Genomic DNA, 20,610 nt, shown 5'->3' on the forward strand with positions numbered 1-20,610 from the left:
CTTTTGTATCTGCTCTGCAATACGGAAACAGGCATGAAAAGGGCGGCATACATCACAAAAAAATGTATGCCGCCCCGGCCTCTTTTTGTGCTATTTTCACACCTGCATTTTATCTATGATTTCGCGGAAAAGCTTCTATAGATAAGAGCGTGTTCTTATTCCTCCGCTGCCCTCTTGGCGATCTCCGCCTCCTGCACATCGTGAGGCGCCTGCTCATAGCGGGCAAAAGCGTACTCGTATGTACCCCGGCCTCCTGTCATGGAGCGGAGGGTTGTGCAGTAGCCGAACATACCTGTCATGGGCACGTCCGCCTCAATGACCTGGCGTCCGCCGCTGACCGGGTTCATGCCCAGCACACGGCCTCTCCTCTTGTTCAGATCACCCATAATGTCTCCTGTGTACTCGTCAGGCACTGTAACCTTCACAGACGCGATGGGCTCCAGAAGGATCGGATCGGCCTCCATAAAGCCCTTCTTGAAGGCCTGAATGGTGGCTGTCTTGAAGGCCATCTCAGAGGAGTCTACCGGGTGGTAGGAGCCGTCGTAGAGCACTGCCTTGACGCCCACCACCGGATATCCGGCCAAGGGCCCCTTCTGAACAGACTCCTGAAGTCCCTTTTCCACAGCAGGGAAGTAGTTCTTTGGCACAGCGCCTCCCACAACTTCTTCCTCAAATACATAGGGGGTCTCCAGGTCGCCGGAGGGCTCGAAGCGCATCTTGACATGTCCATACTGGCCATGTCCGCCTGTCTGCTTCTTGTACTTGGAGTCCACGTCTGATTTCTTCCGGATTGTCTCCCGGAAAGCAACCTTCGGGGTCTCCAGGAGAATCTCACATTTATATCTGGAGAGGAGCTTGCTGGCCACGATCTCCAGGTGCTGGTCGCCCATGCCGTAGAGAAGGCTCTGCCGGTTCTCACTGTCGTTGACAGCCTTCAGCGTCACATCCTCTGCCATCATCCTCTGGAGAGCCTGGGACACCTTGTCCTCATCGCCTTTGTTCTTCACCACATACTTCATATATGTATAGGGCTTGGAGTAGTCGGTCTTGCTGTACACAACCTGGGTTGTCTTGGAGGAGAGGGTATCTCCCGTCTGGGTGTTCGGCAGCTTGGCGATAGCACCGATGTCACCCGCGAACATCTCGCTCACCTCCACAGGCTTGTTGCCGTTCATCGTGTAGATCTTGCCCAGCTTCACCTCTGTGTCTGATGCGGTGTTGTAGAGCGTGTCATCCCCCTTCAGCACGCCGGAGCATACTTTAATGAAGGAATATTTTCCGATAAACGGGTCTACCATGGTCTTGAACACGTAAGCACTCTTAGCGGCGGAGAAATTGTAGTCAGCCTCAAAGATCTCGTTGGTGGTCCGGTTCAGTCCGGCGCATTTTCTGCAGTCCGGGCTGGGGAAGAAGCGGACGATGTCGGACAGCAGGTTGGCAACGCCCTGGGCCTGGATGTTGGAGCCCATGGCCACAGGAACGATATCCCCGTCCATGACCTCTGTGCGCATGGCGGCCCGGATCTCCTCCACGGAGAACTCCTCGCCCGCGAAATACCTCTCCATAAACTCCTCGCTGGTCTCCGCGACCGCCTCCAGGAGCTTTTCTCTGTATATCTCCAGGTTGGGCTTGCAGTAGTCCGGGATCTCGCATTCCTCTCTCTGGCCGATGCCTGTGTACCGGCGTCCAGCGTTCTTGATGACATTGACATAGCCTACCAGCTTCTCATTTTCGCGGATGGGCTGGAAGTGGGGCGCGATCACCTTGCCGTAGCGGTCTGTGAGCTGCTGCACGACCTCGCGGAAGCTGGCGTCGTCCACGTCCATCTCTGTCACATAGACCATGCGGGGCAGGTTGTACTTGTCACACAGCTCCCAGGCCTTCTCCGTGCCGACCTCCACGCCGGCCTTGCCGGAAACAACGATGACCGCCGCGTCCGCCGCGCTGACTGCCTCCTCTACCTCGCCAACAAAGTCGAAATATCCCGGCGTATCCAGGACATTGATCTTAGCCTTCTCCCACTCGATGGGCACCAGTGTTGTGCTGATGGAAAATTTACGTTTCTGCTCCTCTTTATCAAAATCGCTGATGGTGTTGCCGTCCGTTACTTTTCCCATACGGCTGATAGCACCGGAGACGTAAGCCATAGCCTCCACAAGGCTTGTCTTTCCGCTTCCTCCATGTCCCAAAAGGACCACGTTTCTGATTTCGTCCGTTCTGTAAACCTTCATATAGCTGCCTCCTTGCGTTTGTAAAATCTCATGGGTATATTGTACTAAAAATTTTCTGTTTTTACAACTCTTTCATGCAAGTTTTACAAATTCAATACTCTTTTGACAACTTCTGTCAATCGTAGTAAAATTTTTAGCAGACAGCCGCATAAGCCTGCTCACAGGCGGACAGGCGACTTCTCCCGGAGCAAAGAATGAAACGGGGCGGCTTCAGCTTACAGAGAGGAATTTGACAGTACATGGATCAGAAGAAAAAAATTGGTTTTATCGGACTGGGACTCATCGGCGGCTCCATCGCGAAGGCCATCCGGCAGTACTATCCCGATTACACCATCACCGCATTTGACAAAAACAAGGAGACGCTGGCCCTGGCCACCCAGGAGTCGGTCATCGACGTGGCGGCCACCCACATTGACGACAGCTTCCGGGGGTGCAGCTATATTTTCCTGTGCGCCCCTGTCTCCTACAACAACGCCTACCTAAAGCAGGTCTCCCAGTTTCTTAATGAGGACTGCGTCCTGACAGACGTGGGCAGCGTGAAGACCAGCATCCACAGAGAGGTGGAGCGGATGGGGCTTGGAAAATATTTTATCGGCGGCCACCCCATGGCCGGCTCGGAGAAGAGCGGCTACGCCAACTCCAAGGCCATGCTCATCGAGAACGCCTACTATATCCTGACTCCCACCGAGGAGGTGGAACAGGCAAAGGTGGAAGCGTTTGAGGCATTTGTCGAAAGCCTGCGGGCGCTTCCCGTTGTGCTGGACTACCGGCAGCACGACCAGATCACCGGCACCATCAGCCACCTGCCCCACATCATCGCCGCCAGCCTGGTATGCCTGGTGCGGGACACGGACACAAAGGATGAGCTCATGAAGCAGCTGGCAGCGGGCGGCTTTAAGGACATCACAAGGATCGCCTCCTCCTCTCCCACCATGTGGCAGCACATCTGCCTGAACAACAGGGAAAATATTTCCGTCATCCTGCAGCGGTATATCAATATGCTGGTGGAGGCCAAAAAGGCTGTGGATGAGGGGGACGAGCAGGCGCTGTACCAGCTCTTTGACAGCTCCAGGAATTACCGCAACTCCATCCCGGGAGGATCCTCGGGCCCCATCAAGAAGGTGTTCGCGGTGTACTGCGACATCATCGACGAGGCGGGCGGAATTGCCACCATCGCCACTATTCTTGCGTCCAACAACATCAACATCAAGAATATAGGTATTGTGCACAACAGAGAATTTGAAGAAGGGGTTCTGCGGATCGAGTTCTATGACGACGCCTCCTCGCGGAAGGCGGCTGAGCTTCTGCAGAAATACAGGTATATCGTCTATGAGAGACAATAGCAGGATCATCCGCCCGGCCGGGCGGCCATTTAACGGGGAGATCACCGTGCCCGGAGACAAGTCCATCTCCCACCGGGCAGTCATGTTCGGCGCTATCGCCAAAGGCACCACCCGCATCCGGAATTTCCTCATGGGGGCAGACTGCCTCTCCACCATTGACTGCTTCCGGCGGCTGGGCGTCCAGATCGACGTGGAGGCCGCCCCGGGACAGGTGACGGTTCACGGGAGAGGGCTGAGGGGACTGAAGGGACAGCAGGAGCCGGCGGTATCAATTGTATTGGATACAGGAAACAGCGGCACCACCACAAGGCTCGTCTCCGGCATCCTGGCGGGACAGGATTTCCCCTCCCTCCTCTCCGGGGACGCCTCCCTGAACACCCGTCCCATGAAGCGGATCATGGAACCCCTATCCCAGATGGGAGCCCGGATACGCAGCGTAAACGGAAACGGATGCGCCCCCCTCGCCATCGAGCCCGGGCAGCTGCACGGCATCCACTACACTACTAAGGTGGCCTCCGCCCAGGTAAAATCTGCCATCCTGCTGGCCGGTCTGTACGCGGACTCACCCACCTCCGTGACGGAGCCCGCCCTCTCCAGGAACCACACAGAGCTGATGCTGAAGGGCTTCGGGGCAGATGTTTCTTCTATTATAAATGAGGACGGCACGGCCACGGCGTCCATCCGGCCCTGCCGGGAGCTGTTCGCCCAGGACATTGTGGTGCCCGGGGACATTTCCTCCGCAGCCTACTTTATTGCCGCTGCCCTCCTGGTACCGGGCTCCAGCCTGCTCATCAAAAATGTGGGCATCAATCCCACCCGGGCGGGCTTTCTTTCAGTCTGCCGCGACATGGGCGGGGATATTACCCTCCTGAACGAGCGGCAGGCCGGCGGCGAGCCATCCGCCGACCTCCTCGTAAAGCACAGCTCCCTTCACAGTGTCACTATAGAGGGCGGCCTGATCCCCACTCTCATTGACGAGCTGCCCATGGCCGCAGTTCTGGCCGCCTTTGCCGATGGAACCACTGTGATCCGGGACGCAGCAGAGCTGAAGGTCAAGGAGAGCGACCGCATCGCCACTGTCACCGCCAACCTGCGGGCCATGGGATGCGACGTCACCCCCACGGACGACGGCATGATCATCCGGGGCGGCAAATCCCTCCACGGCGCCGTCCTCGACAGCTACCTGGACCACCGCATCGCCATGTCCTTCGCCGTGGCGGGTCTCGCCGCCGGCGGTGAGACCCGCATCAGGAACGCCAATTGTGTAGACATTTCCTTCCCGGGGTTCTACGATTATTTCAACTAATGCAATTTCAGACGTAATACTTTTTAAAAGTATTACGTCTGCATCTACGTTAACCGGTGTACTATTGTGTCAATTGTCTAGTAATATCTGACCTTTACATTCTTCCCCAGCTTCTGAACGCAGTCCTTCAGCTGCTCCACCAGGTTCATCCTGACGCTCAGGTCAAAGGGCAGATTGGAGTTCTGGTGGGCCGGATTCAGGGCCTTCCCCACAAAAAGGTGGAGGTCCGTGCACTCCTCGATAATGAGCTTGGCCAGCATTGAGGCCCCGTTTTTCGCATCCAGCTCATTGAAAAACTCCTCGTCAAATTCATCCTGCTCGTACTTTTTCAGGATACTGAGAGCCTTCCCGATGGTCAGCACGCCCTCTGTCACAAGATCCAGCCCCTCGATGGAGGCTGTGGGCGGAACTGATGGATCCGCGTAGTCCACGGAAGTGACGATCTCTTTTTTCAGAACGCGGGCGGCGATATTGGCGCTGGTCCCGCCGCAGACCACCTTTTTCCCCTCGCTCTTCATGAAGTCGCAGATCAGCTGCTCGTCATCCTCCTTGTTGGTAGGCGGCCCTGTGAAAATGTTGACTACCTGTCTCTCGATGACTCTGACCACAGCCACCGTGGTGTCGTCCCCGGGCTTTTCCCCGTACAGGTCATAGCAGGCCTGGGACAGCATGGCCGCAAGCCGTGAGGCGGACAGGGTCTCCTTTGTACATTTCAGGGTGTACTGGGCCATGTCCTTCCATGTCCAGCCGAAATTGAGCAGTTCCCCCACTCCGGCGTAGATCACTCCGTCGCTCATGAGGACAAAGCAGTCATTGATCTTCACCTGAAACCGGTACTCCCGTATCTTCTTGTCCTCTATAAAGCGCTCCTCATAGGGATAGTCCACGATCTTCTTATCCCGCACAAAGACGCAGGACGGATTGTCAAATTCCACCAGATAGGCATTGCCATCATGAAAGATCTGGAGGATGCTGAAGGTCGCATAGGCTACCTGACGCACCTGGCAGATGGGCAGCGTGCGGGCAATGGTCTCCACGCAGGACTCAATGGACGCTCCGTTCAAAAACATGGTCCCCAGTATCTTGGAAGTGAGAGTGGCCAGTATGTTGGCTTTCACGCCGCTTCCCATGCCGTCTGCCAGGATCACAATATCTGCATTCTCTGTGTGCAGCACCTCCACCTTGTCGCCGCACAGCTCTTCATTATGTTTATTCAGGCTTTTCCACGAAATATCCAGACAAACACTCATATCAATCTTCCTCTTCAAACAAAATGGAGTCCCGCAGCTTGGACAGGGTCACCTTGGTCTCCGCCGTTGTCTCCCCCAGGAGCCCGGCAATCTCCTGCGCCACCATCATCTGCTTGTCAATAACCTTCTGGGCCATCTCCACTGTTTCCATTTTCAGGTGGTAATGCTGCTCCTTTGCCTTCTCCTCCCTGGACACGTCCTGATAGGTGACAAGCACAGACTCCAGCCTGTCTATGTAAATGATGCTCTCCACCACAGGCAGACCAGCAGGCTCCAGGCGAATTTTCTTCCGGATGATTGGCTCCCTCGTATCCAGCACCTGGTCTATATCGTCCGACTCGATAAACTCAAATATGTACCGCTCCAGCGCCTCCTCCCTGGAGACCTCCAGAATCTTCAGAGCCTTTTTGTTGCACTCCCGTATCCGCATCTGGCTGTCCACAATGAGGATCATGCTGGGCGTCACGTCCATGACGACATTGGACATGGACTCCGCCTGGGCCACCGCGTTGGGAAGACACATACCGATCTCCGCCTTCCCCTGGAAAACGGCCGTGGCCTTGGCCCGGCAGCTGGGATAGCCGCAGGCTCCGCAGTTGAGCTCATCGGACTTCGTGTATTTTCCCATGGCCCGGAGCACATCCTCCATCTGCTCCTCCGTTGGCGCCGGATCCTCCACCCGACAGTCCATAAAAGTCTTGTGCATGTCCACATTGGTTCCGCTGGTCTCCTCTGCCGGCCCCCGCTTTACCGCATGCCTCTCCACGTCCATCTTGGCCCGGACCGCGGAGCGGTTCCATTTGTCTGAGGCAGGTCCCTTGACGCAGCTCCCCTCGCACACGTTTACCTCAAAAAAGCAGCCCTGTATCTCCCCTTTTTTCAGCTCCTCAAAAAGCTCCATGCAGGCTGACAGGCCGTCCACAGCCACCTTGTAGTAGCCCCCCTGCCCCTCCAGGGGTGCTCCCGGCCCTGCCAGCACAGAGTGGATGATGCCTCCCCCCACCGGGTAGAGCTGATTGACCATAGGGCAGGGATTTGCCAGGGGCTCATCCTCGCAGGCAGACACACGAATCCCCGCCATCTCCCACCACTTCACCACTTCCTCAAAGGTCAGGATGGCGTCCACCGCTCCGCTCACCCGCTCGTCCCCCTCGGCCTCCGCCTTCTTGGCAATGCAGGGTCCCAGGAAGACCACCTTCACATCCTCCCCGTAGATCTGCCGGATCAGCCGCCCGTGGGCGATCATGGGGGACACCACAGGCGCCATCAGAGGCACCAGCTCCGGGTAATATTTCTCGATCAGGTCATTGACGCTGGGGCAGCAGGTAGTGATGATATTGGGCATCTCCCCGGCCCGCAGCAGCTTCTGATACTCGGCCGTCACAAGAGCCGCCCCCTCAGCTGTCTCCCTGACTGCGTAAAATCCCAGCTTTTTGAGAGCTGAGACGACCTGTCCCGGGCGTTCGTAGTCCAGCACCCCCAGGTAGGAGGGCGCAATGGAGATGATCACCTTCATTCCCTGGCGCAGATATCCACGTACCCTGTCCATATCGCTGGCAAACTTCTTTGCGTTCTGGGGACAGACCTCCAGACAGTGGCCGCAGTTGATACAGTGATCCTTCATGATGTGGGCCTGCTCATTCTGCACGGAGATCGCCTTCACCTCACAGTGCCGCACACATTTATAGCAGTGACGGCAGCTTGCATCCTTAAAATCTATAACTCTCACCTTTGCCCTCCTTTTACAGCGCTCTTTCCATATTTATGCATATTATAGCATCCCGGGTGCAGGCAGGGCAACGAAAAAGGCTGAAATCAGCACCCCACAGGACTTGTTTTTATACAGAAGCAGACGTACAATATAAGTATTACATAAGAGGGAGGGGAGCCGGTATTTCCATCGCAAAATATCGGTTCAAACAAAAAAGATGTCTGAATTTGAAAACCACAGAAAAAAAGCCCGGGAAATGCAACAGGCCCAGGAGGCCAGGGAGCAGGCTGCCCAGGAGGTACGGCGCTCCAGAACTCATTCCCGGAGGAAAAATGACCAGAAATTCTTTCTTTTCGTCTTTGTCACCATTATCCTCGGCATCGCGGCTGCCGCTCTCCTGTCTGTCTTCTTTCCGTCAGGCGCAAAAAAGGCAGATGACGGGAAAGCGGAGCCTGTCAGCGCCCAGGCTCAGACTTATACGCCGTCCACTGTCACCTGGACAGCGGCGGGAGATATTGTCTTTCACCTGCCCTTTCTGGAGTCAGGCGTGTATCTGAATTCGTCGGACGGCACCTACGATTACACATCTATATTCGACCACTGCCGCCCGCTCCTTGAGTCGGCTGATTTCTCCACAGTCACCATGGAGACCTCCCTGGCCGGTGAGGAGGCCGGGTACAGCGGCTATCCCATGTTCAAGGCCCCGGACGCGCTGGCTGACGCGCTGGCCGCAGACGGATTTGACATGGTCAACCTGGCCAGCAACCATGTGTACGACGGGCTGGACGAGGGACTTGCCCGCACCATGGAGGTCCTGAGCCAGAAAAATCTCCAGTACATGGGCACCCGGCCGGATAAAGACCACAAGAAATACAATGTAGTCGATGTAAACGGCATCAAAGTGGGCGTGCTCAGCTATGTGTACGAGACCACCGCCGGGAGTGGCTCCAAGTCCATCAACGGTATTGCCCTGTCTGACGCAGTCGCTCCTCTTATCAACTCCTTTGATCCCAGCAATCCGGATGTATTTTACAGCGAGGTGGAGGCCTCACTGGCCGCCATGAAGGAGGAGGGCGTCCAGTACACCATCGCCTACATGCACTGGGGCACAGAGTATCAGACCCAGCAGTCCCAGGAACAGACAGATATGGCCCAAAGGCTCTGCGATATGGGCATCGACACCCTCATCGGCAGCCATCCCCACGTGATCCAGCCGGTAGACGTACTCACCTCATCGGACGGGGAGCACCAGATGCTCTGCTGCTACGCCATCGGAAATTTCCTCTCCAACCAGCGCAGCGAATACATGCAGGCGGAAATGCCCACCGGCGAGACAGAGGACAGCTACCTGCTGACACTGACTCTCTCCAGCGACAAGAAGGGAAAGGTCACACTCACAGACGCGGCCTTCACTCCCATGTGGACGTACCGCTATGAGACCGATGCCGGCGCCGCCTTCGCGGTCCTCCCGGTAAATGACACCTCCTCCCTGGAGGAGACCACCGGACTTTCCGGCATCAAGGCTGAGGCGGACGAGTCCGCAGCCAGGACCCAGGCCATCATCGGAGAGGGCGTGGAGAAGGTAAAAGCCGCGCTGCCCCTGAAATCCGCCATATAGAAAAATGCCATATGGGAAGACGCCATATAAGAAAATAATGCCAAAGAAAAATGCACTGCCCGCGTGGGAAATCCTCCCACATGCGACAGTGCATTTTCTTTTATTTCTTCTATTTTATAATTGTCAAGATGTCTTCCACTGTCTCTGCCAGGTAGTCCGCCCCGGCCTGCGAAAGCTCCTGCCTGCTTCCATATCCGTAGAGAACACCCAGGCTGTCCACGCCGTTTGCCCTGGCCCCCTCCACATCGTGGAACCGGTCTCCCACCATCAGCACCTGGGCCGGATCCGTTATATTGCAGCAGTCCATGGCGTAGGCGATGACCTCGTCTTTGCCTACCCTTGTCTCGTCCATGGTAGCCCCTGCCGCATAGGCAAAGTATCTGGTCAGGCCAAAATGCTCCAGTATCTGCCGGGCAAAGTACTCCGGCTTAGACGTGGCCAGCACCAGCGTTTTCCCCCTGCGCTTCAGTTCCGCCAGCATCTCCTCCATGCCCTCATAAACCTTGTTCTCGAAAATGCCCCGGTCTTTATAGTACTCCCGGTACAGCTTAATGCCTCTCCTTGCCTCCTCCGGGGTAAAGCCGTAAAAATCCCGGAAGGAGTCCGCAAGCGGCGGCCCGATAAAGCGGTACAGCTTGGTCCGGTCTGTCTCCTCGATTCCAAAGCCCTTCAGGGCGTACATGACAGAGCCTGTGATGCCAACCCCCGGGTCTGTCACCGTGCCGTCAAGGTCAAACAGAATGTATTTGTACTCTTTCATTTTCTTCCTCCTTGTTCCCTGCTTCCCTCTTGCTATATCCAGGCCTCGCAGCCAGGCGTCAGAGGCACCAGATATATTTATACTTCCATCTCTGCCATCCCCGCAGCCGACTGTACATCTCCGCCCCCGTCTTCCTGTATATGTCCATCGCTTTCCTGTACTCCCGGGCAGACGGACGTTTCTCATTAAACATACTTTCCAGCACAAGCTGATACAGCCATCTCATCTCCTGCTCCTTAATACTGTCCCACATATCCGCCATGCGCCGGCAGGTCTCCTCTCTCAGGGGGCTGCTCTCCTTCATCCCCATCGTACGGCTCCTGTCATAGATCGTTCCGTAGATGGCCTCCACCGCTTTTGTTCTGTTTCTTCCTCCCAGGACGCGCAGCCGCCTTTTTCTGCGGACTGCTGCCTGCAGGAAAAATGCGCCTATGACGCATCCCACTATAGCCAGAAGGAGAGCCGCCCTTCCCGCGATCCGCATAGCACCTGGCCCGGCCTTCTCCTGGTCGCCCGCCTGCCCGTGCCGCAACGCGCTGTCAGAAGCTGTCTGCGTCTCACTGCCTGGTGAAGCGCTCCCATCGGAAGCAGGAGTGTGCTCCCGCACTGTCCATTCTCCATCCTCAAATGTCTCACACCAGGCGTGCCCCATGGTCCCGTCCGCCACCGCCAGATAGGTCCCGTCCGCCTGCCTGGAAAAGGCCGAGGCCGGGACAGCGTAGCCCTCCACATATCTGGCAGGGTATCCCATCATCCTGTACATAAGGACAGCCGCTGTGGCAAAATGCACACAGAATCCTCTTTCACTCTCAAACACAAAATACTCCGCGAAATCTTCCCCTGTCGGTGTTCTTCCCGGCTCCGTGTCATAGACAGCCTTCTGCGTCAACTCTCTGTCAATCTGTTTTTCTGCCTCCTCCACTGTATCTGACGGCCAAGAGGCGCACAGCTCCTCCAGACGATCCAGTCCCTCCGGCCAGGAGAGAAAGAGACTATCTCTTCCATCCTCACCGGACGTCTCCTCCCACGACTGCCCTGTGTAAGCGCCGCCCCATCGGAGGGGATAGTAGACGGTTCCGTAAGGAGCCTCCTCCAGCCTCACATCCACCGCTGCCGTCCCGTCTGGCGAAAACCTGGCAACTGACGCCAGGTCGGTCATCCCGTCCGCTTCTGTGTCCCAAGGAAGAGTACCAGCCCCGCTATCTCCGGGCGTCTCACTTTGCTCATCCGAAGCGGAAGGAGCCTCCTTTGCAGCCACTTCCGCTCTGTCTTCCTCCCTTTCCCGCGGCAGCTGTTCTTCTTCCTCCGGTCTGTCGTCTGCCTCTTCATCCTGACCTTCCATGCGCAGCCGGACGGCATTCAGATTATCCACGACTCCGGTCTGGATCGCCTGCCTGGTCTGACTGTAAAAGCCGTCTTCCTCCAGGCGGATCACATCTGCCGCTCTGCCTGCCAGCACGGACACTCCTCCCAGCACGAGGAGAGTCACCGCAGCGATAGCGGTTCCCGCCCAGGCAGCGCCGGCCGGACCTGCCATGTCTCTTCCTCCCGCTCCCGCGGCAGTGAGATAGCAGCCCCCTGTCACAATCAGCATCCAGGTCGCCCAGGCAGACGGAAAAGCTCCTTCCAGTATAGCTGCCAGTACGGGAAGCAAGAGGATCAGCACGGCTACCAGCTTTCCTCTTCCCCACCGGATCACCAGAAGCAGGATCGTAAGAAGAGGCACACAGACGAGCACCGCTGTGCCAACTGCCAGCGTCCCGGCTGAAAGGCTCCCCTCCTCCCAGAACCGGACTTCAAACCCTCTCTCCTGGTGTACCGCCAGATAGGCGTTGACAAGATGGGCCGCCGCCCCCTGTATCACATAAAAAAATCTCCAGCACAGAAGAGCCGCAGCCAGTATCACAGCCGGCACTGCCACTTTACGCCGCGGGCAGGACACAGCCCCGCCAATGATGACAGCCAGCACAAGTCCGGCGCCATACAGCCAGCTTCTACTCACCACCATCCCGGGAAAGACAGAAAAAAGACATTCCCACCAGGCTGCTGCCGCCAGACAGGTCACAAAGATACGCAGAGCAAAAAGAGATGCTCCGCCTTTCACAGACATATGTTTGACCTTTTCTCTTTTCATCTCTCTCCCCCTCTCAGACCTGCAGCAGCTCCTGCCTCTCTCCGTCGACGAGAATGTCTCCCCCATTGTCGATCGTCAGGACTGTGCTGAACCAGACGCCCCTGAATGCCTCCTCCCAGCAGGCGTCCGCCAGCTCTCTGTCGCTGACAGGCTCCATCTCCATCAGACTCCAGAGCAGTTCGTAGAGACTCTCCTCGCTGTCCACCCTCCGTTTCACGATCCGGCGGTTTTTCTCCTCCGGCCAGGCAGCCATATGCACACATTTGACCTCTGTCAGAGAAAAGCAAAGAGAGGCGGCGCTCCCCAGGATATGGTCGAGATCCTCTGCCATTTTCCGGCTCTTTTGGAAGTCAATCCGCACCAGCACAGCTGTCCCCAGAGGGAAGCTGTTTTCCTTCACCATCACAGCATCCTCCTTGGCGCTAATCTTCCAGTGGATGTTCCGCGCCGGATCCTGGGGCCTGTACTCCCGTATCTGATAAATCTGGGACGGGTCGTCCCCGCTCCTCTCCTCAGAGTACTCATCCGCATCTGCAAGAAATTCTCTTGTTCTCCTCGTCACCTCCACCGGCAGGAGCTCCATATCCGGCCAGATGCCCACTGCCTTCAGGCTTTCTGCCCTCACAGTCCTCTTGAATATCCCCAGCCAATCCCACAGAACCAGACCGGTCAGTTCGACCTCCAATCGTCCGCTCAGCTCCGCCCGGATCCTGACCGAAAGCTTTCTCGTCCTGCCAGGGACAAGATAACAGGAAACACGCTGCCTTCTGCCTGGGAGAAAACGGCTGCCTGCGCGTAGGCTGACCCGACACCTGACAGGAAACCGATATCTGCTCTTTACAAGGACAGGCACCTCTATCTCCTGCCCCTTTTCCCCCATATCCGGCACAAAGCCGAGGCGCGCCTCCACCGCTCTTTTCGCCCCCGCAAGGAAAAACCAGGCAGCGGCCGGATAGAGGATCTCCAGGATCAGAACGGTCGTCACCACTGTATCGTTCAGTATAAAAAACAGATAGCCGGTAAAAACCACAGCCACTGCATACAAAATGATCCGAAGCACCATATTTATCCCCGCCTTATCCTGATGGAGGGCGCCGGCACCTTCTCTTCGATTTGTCTCAAAAGATCAGCCGGACGGACATGTCCCACTCTGGCCTTTGCCGACAGCTGGATGCGGTGGGCCGCTGTGTCAACAAAAATTTCGGACACATCCTCAGGAACAACATATTTTCTCCCTTTCAGCCAGGCCCTGGCCCTGCTCATAGCCGCCAGGGCCACCGCTCCCCTCGGACTCACACCCAGGGAAATCAGGCCGTGGCTTCTGGTTGCCTCCACAAGGTCCGCTATATATCCATAGATGAGGTCGTGGACATAGGTATCTGCCGCCTCTTCCTGCATTTTGCACAGAATATCCGGGCCGAACACATTGCTGGTCCTGACAGCCGGCCGTCCCTTCTGATTCCTTTTGAGTATCTCGATCTCATCTTCCTTATCCGGGTATCCCATGGTGACACAGATCATAAAGCGATCCAGCTGGGAGTCCGGAAGCAGCTGGGTTCCGGCTGAACCTGCAGGATTTTCTGTAGCCATGACAATAAAAGGCCGGCCGGTCTTTCTCGTCACGCCGTCCACAGTCACCTGCCCCTCCTCCATCACCTCCAGAAGAGCGGACTGGGTCTTGGGCGAAGTGCGGTTGATCTCATCCGCCAGAAGGAAATTGCACATGGCCGCTCCGGGCTGATAAACAAATTTCTCCAGCTCCTTTTTATAGATGGTAAATCCGGTCAGATCAGAGGGCAGCACATCCGGCGTAAACTGCACTCGCTTCTCCTTCAGTCCCATAGCCCTGGAGAAAGCCAGCGCCATTGTCGTCTTCCCGGTGCCCGGCATATCCTCCACCAGAATATGGCCGCCCGCCAGGATAGCCGTCATGATCTTCTCTATCACCTGGTCTTTTCCAACGACAGCCTTCTCCACCTCGCGGATGACTCCCCAGGCTGCCTCCTGATATGCTCCATTCATTATAAATCCCCTCTCCCCTTTTTCGTATCATGTATACCTGCCAACATATTAGCATATCTGTCTTTAGATATCCACCTCTGCAGCATGTCTCTTCCGGTATTCTCTCGGCGTCGTATGGAACCGCTCCTGGAACACCCTGTTAAACGTCCTCATACTCGTAAATCCCGCGTTCATGGCAACATCCGTGATGGAATCCTCTGAGCTCTGCAGGAGCGCCACCGCCTGGTTCAGCCGCAGTTCATTCAAATACTGGTTGAAATTTGTGTGAAAGGTACCGGAAAAGACCCGGGACAGGGCAAAGGGACTGTATCCCAGATCCTGGGCCATCTTTGTGAGGGATACCTCCTCATCCCCGTAGTGCTTTGCCATGTAGACCACCGCATCGTACACGATATCGTGTCCCGGCTGCTCTTCTCTCCTTCGCAGCTCCAGAAAAGGCAGCGCCCTGGCCAGAATCACCTGCGTGAAGGCCTGCCGCAGCACAGTTCCCGGAAGCTCCTCCTCGTCTTTTATTTTTCCCAGACGCGCATCCCGGGGATTCTCCAGCTCCCGCAGCCTCTCCAGGGCGTAAGGGATATCCCTATGGACATGCCCCGATGGGACAACCGGCCCGAGAGGCTGACAGGTCAGCAGCTGCTCCGAAAAAAAGCCCGCAAATGAAGGCGGCGCCAGAAAGTAGAGGGCCCTGGACTCCTCCCGGCTGAACACCTGGTAGTGGTGGATCACATTGGGAAAAACAACCCCGAAATCTCCCGGCTCCATATGGCACAGCGTCTCCCCCACTCCCAGCTCCAGCGTCCCGCTGGTCACATAGATACATTCCATGGACTTGTGGATGTGGGGCGGATAGTGGACAGACTCCTTTTCATAGATCTCCATCTGATCTTCCTTTAGCTCGTAGAAAAAATGCATCAAACCCCTCCTGCAAGATTTGGCTGATTTATCTTCCCTTTTGACAAGAATTATATCCCCTGCCACACTATAATGCAATTGAAAATAAAGAGGAGGTGCCAGATATGATCAGAAGATTTAGCAATTTCTTAAGAGACTCTTTTGACACATATATGCAGATCTACACAAGAGATCTCTTCTAAAAAATGGCAGAAAAGCAGCAATGAAACAAAAGCAGAACAAAAAAGCAGGCAGCTGTCACTGACCCTCACCGTTCCCGGTGTCCGGTCTTGAACAGCTGCCTGCTTTTTTATAATCCTGTCTTTTGTGAAGGGCTAATGCTGATTTCTACTCTTTCCTATTCTTTTGCTCCCCCTTCCGAAGGATCACCGGCCCTCCGGCTTTCCCTGAAGGCCAGCAGAGCGTTGGAGACCGCACAGCCAAGCACACATCCCAGAGTATTATGGAACATGTCATCCCACTCAAAAAGTCCCCTCATAAATAGAAACTGACTCACCTCAATCACACCGGACAGCAGGATTCCCAGCAGGATCCCCGCCCGAAGCCGCACTTTTTTCCCCGCCGCAAATGGCAAAAGCAATCCTGCCGGTGCCAGCATAACGCAGTTCAGCATGATCTCCTGCAGCAGCGCCCAGTCATGCTCAGACAGCACAGCTCTCCAGGACCAGAGAGGGATCAGTTCACACTGCCGTTCACTCACTTCCCTGGTGAATACAGTTGATCCCAGCACAACCACTATATAAACCAGCATGGCCATCATCCCGGCCGCCTGGCTTTTTCTGATCCTGTGACTTCCTGCCGCCGCCAGCAAAAAGGCCGCCCCCGCAACGAGCAAAATCCCAAAGAACATGATTTCTCTCTCCGACCAGGGCCGGCTGTGGGTAGACAGGATCTGATATAAATCCATATATCCGTCTCCTCTTTCTCTAGTTTTCTCTTAAATCAAAACGACTCCTCTTCCGGATTGTCTTATCTTATACATTTTTCCACTTATAGGTACCCCTTTTTCAAGTATCGCAGGAGGCAGCCTGTAAAGACGAAAACATAAGCTTCAAAGCATAGCTTTCAGGAAACCTCTCTGCTTCGTCAATTAGGAATAAGAAGCATCGTGATTTCTTTTAGATCTTCTTATCAGACTTACAGACACGACAGACGCCGCAAAAGAAAAAAGCTGCCAGAAATATAATGCTTTGCAACTATCATATCACATGCCCAAAGAAGTTTCCATAAGTTTTAGGTGGAAATTTTGCCCCCTTCTGTACAGCCCTGCAGCAATAACACTCGAAGCGGGAAGAAAGCCACACCGGCTTCCTTCCCGCTTCTTTATATATCACATTAGGAGGTGTCTCTTGTATGTCCTATCGTCTTATCCGTTGATGGTCCGCTTCACATAGGTAGTGTGCAGATACTCGTGAGCCTTGTGGCTGCCGGGCTCGCCCAGATACTCCTCATAAAGCTTCCTGATAGCCGGGTTCTCGTGGGACTTGCGGATGGCCTTGGCCTCATCATTGCGGTACAGGACGCCGGCGCGGATGGCCCGCACGTCTGTGAAATTCCGCACCTCACCCGATACCTGAGGCTGTCCGCCGCCATTAACGCAGCCGCCGGGACAGCCCATAATCTCGATGAAGTGGTACTGTGCCTCTCCGGATTTCACTCTATTTAAAAGGGTTCTTGCGTTGGCAAGGCCGGAGGCCACTGCCACCTTAATGTCCATGCCGGCCACATTGTAGGAGGCCTCCTTGATCCCTTTAGTTCCACGCACATCGGCAAACTCCAGCTTGGCCAGCTCCTCGCCTGTGAGAGTCTCCACCGCTGTCCGGAGAGCCGCCTCCATAACGCCGCCAGTGGCTCCGAAGATGACGCCGGCTCCGGTGGACTCTCCCATGGGATCGTCGAATTTCTCGTCCGGAAGAGCTGTGAAGGATATGCCGCACCGGCGGATCAGCCTTGCCAGCTCACGGGTGGTGATAGCGATGTCCACATCCGGCACGCCGGCCGCGTTCTGGTCATCCCGCCCGATCTCGAATTTTTTGGCCGTGCAGGGCATAACGCTGACGGACACGATCTTCTTCGGGTCGATGCCCTCCTTCTCGGCAAAATAGGTCTTCAGCATGGCCCCAAACATCTGCTGCGGCGACTTGCAGCTTGACAGGTTCTCAGTCATGTCCGGGAAATAGTGCTCGCAATACTTGATCCAGCCCGGTGAGCAGGATGTGATGAGAGGCAGCACTCCGCCGTTCTGTATCCTATCAAGGAGCTCTGTGGCCTCCTCCATGATGGTCAGGTCTGCCGCCCAGTCTGTATCGAACACCTTGTCAAATCCGATACGGCGCAGAGCTGCCACCATCTTTCCCTCCACATCGGTTCCCATGGGGTAGCCGAACTCCTCGCCAAGGCCGGCCCGGACAGAGGGTGCGGTCTGCACCACCACGTATTTGTCGGGATCCGCGATGGCCTCCAGGATCTGGTCGGTGTAGTCCTTCTCATAGAGAGCGCCTGTGGGACAGACGGCGATGCACTGTCCGCAGGAGACGCAGCTGGTCTGGCCAAGCCCCATGCCAAAGGGTGAGCCGATAAAGGTGGCAAAGCCCCTGTTGTTGGGCCCGATGACTCCGATGCCCTGGGTCTTCTCACACACTGCCACGCAACGGCGGCAGAGGATACACTTGTTGTTGTCCCGGATCATGTGGGCCGCGGAGGTGTCCAGCTCATAGTGGTTGGACTCTCCCTGGAAATAGTCTTCATCGTCCACGCCGTACTCCTGGCAGAGCTGCTGTAGCTCACATTTACCGCTGCGCACGCAGGAGAGGCATTTCTTGTCGTGGTTGGACAGCAGAAGCTGAAGCGTCCGCCTTCTCGACTTGATGAGTCTGGGGGTGTTGGTCCACACCTCCATCCCTTCATTGATGGGATAGACACAGGCCGCCACCAGGTTCTTAGCCCCCTTGACCTCCACCACGCACATACGGCATGCGCCGATCTCGTTAATCTCTTTTAAATAACACAGGGTCGGGATCCGGATGCCCGCCAGGTGCGCCGCTTCGAGAATGGTGGAACCAGCCGGAGCGGATACTTCTAAACCGTTTATCTTTAAGTTGATGTTCTCCATATTCTCCATCCTCCATTATTCTTTGTAGATTGCGCCAAAGCGGCATTTCTCCATGCAGGCGCCGCATTTTACACACTTCTCCTGGTTGATCACGTGAGGCTCTCTCACCTTGCCCACGATCGCGTCATTGGGGCAGGTGCGGGCACAGAGCGTACAGCCCCGGCACTTGTCCGCGTCGATCCGGTACTGCAGGAGATCCTTGCACACGCCCGCCGGACATTTCTTATCCACAATGTGGGCAATGTACTCGTCCCGGAAGTACCGCAGAGTAGACAGAACCGGGTTGGGGGCTGTCTGCCCCAGGGCGCACAGGGAATTGGATTTCAGGTGCTCTGCCAGCTCCTCCAGACGGTCCAGGTCCTCCATGGTTCCCTGTCCCTTTGTGATCTTCTCCAGTATCTCCAGCATGCGCCTTGTACCCACACGGCAGGGGGTACATTTTCCGCAGGACTCATCCACCGTAAACTCCAGGAAAAATTTGGCGATGTCCACCATACAGGTGTCCTCGTCCATGACGATGAGACCGCCGGAGCCCATCATGGAGCCGATGGCGATAAGGTTGTCGTAGTCAATGGGCACGTCAAAGTGCTCTGCCGGGATACATCCGCCGGAAGGGCCGCCGGTCTGGGCCGCCTTGAATTTCTTGCCCTTTGGGATGCCTCCGCCGATCTCTTCCACGATCTCCCGCAGAGTGGTGCCCATGGGGATTTCCACCAGTCCTGTGTTGTTCACCTTTCCGCCCAGGGCAAAGACCTTTGTCCCCTTGGACTTCTCGGTTCCCATGGAGGCGAACCACTCTGGTCCGTTGAGGATAATCTGGGGAATATTTGCGTAGGTTTCTACATTATTCAGTATAGTCGGTTTCTGGAACAGGCCCTTCAGCGCCGGGAATGGCGGACGGGGACGGGGCTCTCCTCTGTTTCCTTCAATAGAGGTCATGAGGGCCGTCTCCTCGCCGCACACAAAGGCTCCTGCACCCAGGCGCAGCTCAATGTCAAAATCAAATCCTGTCCCGAAAATGTCTGTTCCGAGAAGGCCGTACTCTCTTGCCTGGCCGATGGCAATGTTCAGTCTCTCTACTGCGATGGGGTACTCTGCCCGGACATAGATATAGCCCTGTGAGGCGCCAATGGCGTAGCCCGCAATGGCCATGGCCTCCAGCACTACGTGGGGATCTCCCTCCAGCACGGAGCGGTCCATAAATGCTCCCGGGTCTCCCTCGTCGGCGTTACAACAGACATACTTCTGATCCGCCTCGTTGGCGGCGGCGAATTTCCACTTCAGTCCCGTGGGGAAGCCGGCTCCTCCTCTTCCCCGAAGGCCGCTGTCCAGAAGGATCTGGATCACGTCCTGGGGCTTCATCTCTGTGAGCACCTTCCCCAGCGCCTCGTATCCGCCGGTGCCGATGTACTCCTCAATATTCTCCGGGTTAATGACACCGCAGTTCCTGAGAGCGATGCGGTGCTGCTTTTTGTAGAATTTTGTCTCCTGGAGCGGCAGCACCTCCGCGCCTTTGACTGTCTCATCATAGAGGAGACGCTTGACCACTCTTCCTTTTAAGAGGTGCTCGGACACGATCTCCGGGATATCCTCCTCCTTGACCATGGAATAGAAGGCCCCTTCCGGGTACACGATCATGATGGGACCCAAAGCGCACAGGCCGAAGCAGCCTGTCTTTACCACGCCGACTTCATTTTCCAGTCCCTGCTTTCTTATCTCTTCCTCCAGTCTGTCTCTGATCTTCTGGCTGCCCGAGGAGGTACATCCGGTTCCTCCACAGACCAGTACATGTGAACGATACATAGCTGCAACCTCCTTCTACTCTTTTCCGAGCTGCTCTGAGGCGAGGGTGTACTTGGTCACCACCTGGCCGCCTTTTAAGTGCAGGCGGAACACCTCCATCGCCTTCTCGGGTGTCATTTTCACGTAAGTTACCTTCTCCCTGCCCGGCTCCATGACCTCCACAATGGGCTCATACTGGCACAGGCCGATGCACCCTGTCTGGGTGACATTGATATTGTTCAGACCCTCCTCCTGCACAGCGTCAGCAAGGGCCGTGAGTACAGGGCGGGCGCCGCTTGCGATGCCGCAGGTGGCCATTCCCACCACCACCCTGGTCTGGGTGGCGTCCTCGGAGCGGAAGCCTACTTTTCCCTGCATCTTCTCTCGTATGGCACGTAATTCTTCAAGAGATTTCATATCCTTCCTCCA

15 protein-coding genes are annotated in these 20,610 nt (G+C 56.0%); 3 read left to right on the plus strand and 12 right to left on the minus strand.

The window, feature by feature from the left end:
* Positions 1 to 155: 155 nt before the first annotated feature.
* Positions 156 to 2,231 (minus strand): elongation factor G, encoded by a 2,076-nt coding sequence (locus tag H7U36_RS08415; RefSeq protein ID WP_033126317.1) that lies wholly within the window; start codon positions 2,229 to 2,231, stop codon positions 156 to 158.
* A gap of 239 nt (positions 2,232 to 2,470) precedes the next feature.
* Here H7U36_RS08415 and H7U36_RS08420 point away from each other — a divergent pair, with 239 nt between their 5' ends.
* Together H7U36_RS08420 and aroA are read left to right on the plus strand one after the other, a co-directional pair.
* A complete protein-coding gene (locus H7U36_RS08420; RefSeq protein ID WP_033126318.1) occupies positions 2,471 to 3,574 on the plus strand; it encodes a prephenate dehydrogenase in 1,104 nt (367 codons plus the stop codon).
* Positions 3,561 to 4,880, plus strand: coding sequence for a 3-phosphoshikimate 1-carboxyvinyltransferase (aroA, locus tag H7U36_RS08425; RefSeq protein WP_205156008.1), 1,320 nt, complete (start codon positions 3,561 to 3,563; stop codon positions 4,878 to 4,880). Before H7U36_RS08420 ends, aroA begins: the two co-directional genes overlap by 14 nt.
* A gap of 77 nt (positions 4,881 to 4,957) precedes the next feature.
* Here the strand turns inward: aroA and H7U36_RS08430 are convergent, their stop codons facing one another.
* A complete protein-coding gene (locus H7U36_RS08430) occupies positions 4,958 to 6,130 on the minus strand; it encodes a SpoIIE family protein phosphatase (protein WP_033126319.1) in 1,173 nt (390 codons plus the stop codon).
* Between the two features lies 1 nt (position 6,131).
* Positions 6,132 to 7,859 carry a [Fe-Fe] hydrogenase large subunit C-terminal domain-containing protein gene (locus H7U36_RS08435; RefSeq protein WP_205156009.1) on the minus strand — a complete coding sequence of 576 codons (1,728 nt, stop codon included), beginning with the start codon at positions 7,857 to 7,859 and terminating at the stop codon, positions 6,132 to 6,134.
* Between the two features lie 199 nt (positions 7,860 to 8,058).
* Between H7U36_RS08435 and H7U36_RS08440 the strand changes: the two genes are divergently transcribed.
* Positions 8,059 to 9,459, plus strand: coding sequence for a CapA family protein (locus tag H7U36_RS08440; RefSeq protein ID WP_205156010.1), 1,401 nt, complete (start codon positions 8,059 to 8,061; stop codon positions 9,457 to 9,459).
* A gap of 109 nt (positions 9,460 to 9,568) precedes the next feature.
* Here the strand turns inward: H7U36_RS08440 and H7U36_RS08445 are convergent, their stop codons facing one another.
* The 9 genes from H7U36_RS08445 to H7U36_RS08485 form a co-directional block, all read right to left on the minus strand.
* The gene (locus H7U36_RS08445; protein WP_191493739.1) at positions 9,569 to 10,219 is read right to left on the minus strand and encodes an HAD family hydrolase; all 651 of its coding nucleotides are present in this window, start codon (positions 10,217 to 10,219) and stop codon (positions 9,569 to 9,571) included.
* 58 nt (positions 10,220 to 10,277) lie between these two features.
* A complete protein-coding gene (locus tag H7U36_RS08450; RefSeq protein WP_033126323.1) occupies positions 10,278 to 12,353 on the minus strand; it encodes a transglutaminase-like domain-containing protein in 2,076 nt (691 codons plus the stop codon).
* A 13-nt stretch (positions 12,354 to 12,366) separates the two neighbouring features.
* Entirely contained in the window at positions 12,367 to 13,416 is a 1,050-nt protein-coding gene (locus tag H7U36_RS08455) for a DUF58 domain-containing protein (protein WP_138303079.1), read from the minus strand.
* 2 nt (positions 13,417 to 13,418) lie between these two features.
* Positions 13,419 to 14,375: an AAA family ATPase gene (locus tag H7U36_RS08460; RefSeq protein WP_033126325.1), complete on the minus strand. Its 957-nt coding sequence runs from the start codon at positions 14,373 to 14,375 to the stop codon at positions 13,419 to 13,421.
* A 63-nt stretch (positions 14,376 to 14,438) separates the two neighbouring features.
* Positions 14,439 to 15,287: a helix-turn-helix transcriptional regulator gene (locus H7U36_RS08465; RefSeq protein ID WP_138303080.1), complete on the minus strand. Its 849-nt coding sequence runs from the start codon at positions 15,285 to 15,287 to the stop codon at positions 14,439 to 14,441.
* A 337-nt stretch (positions 15,288 to 15,624) separates the two neighbouring features.
* Positions 15,625 to 16,194, minus strand: a complete 570-nt coding sequence (locus H7U36_RS08470; protein WP_243127157.1) for a VanZ family protein — start codon at positions 16,192 to 16,194, stop codon at positions 15,625 to 15,627.
* A gap of 459 nt (positions 16,195 to 16,653) precedes the next feature.
* Positions 16,654 to 18,399, minus strand: a complete 1,746-nt coding sequence (locus tag H7U36_RS08475; protein ID WP_138303081.1) for an NADH-dependent [FeFe] hydrogenase, group A6 — start codon at positions 18,397 to 18,399, stop codon at positions 16,654 to 16,656.
* A 15-nt stretch (positions 18,400 to 18,414) separates the two neighbouring features.
* Positions 18,415 to 20,202 carry an NADH-quinone oxidoreductase subunit NuoF gene (gene nuoF / locus H7U36_RS08480; protein WP_205156011.1) on the minus strand — a complete coding sequence of 596 codons (1,788 nt, stop codon included), beginning with the start codon at positions 20,200 to 20,202 and terminating at the stop codon, positions 18,415 to 18,417.
* Positions 20,203 to 20,217: 15 nt separating this feature from the next.
* Positions 20,218 to 20,598, minus strand: coding sequence for a (2Fe-2S) ferredoxin domain-containing protein (locus H7U36_RS08485; protein WP_205156012.1), 381 nt, complete (start codon positions 20,596 to 20,598; stop codon positions 20,218 to 20,220).
* Between the last annotated feature and the right edge of the window lie 12 nt (positions 20,599 to 20,610).

The organism is Faecalicatena fissicatena, from assembly GCF_016900595.1.
Lineage (GTDB): Bacteria > Bacillota > Clostridia > Lachnospirales > Lachnospiraceae > Claveliimonas > Claveliimonas intestinigallinarum.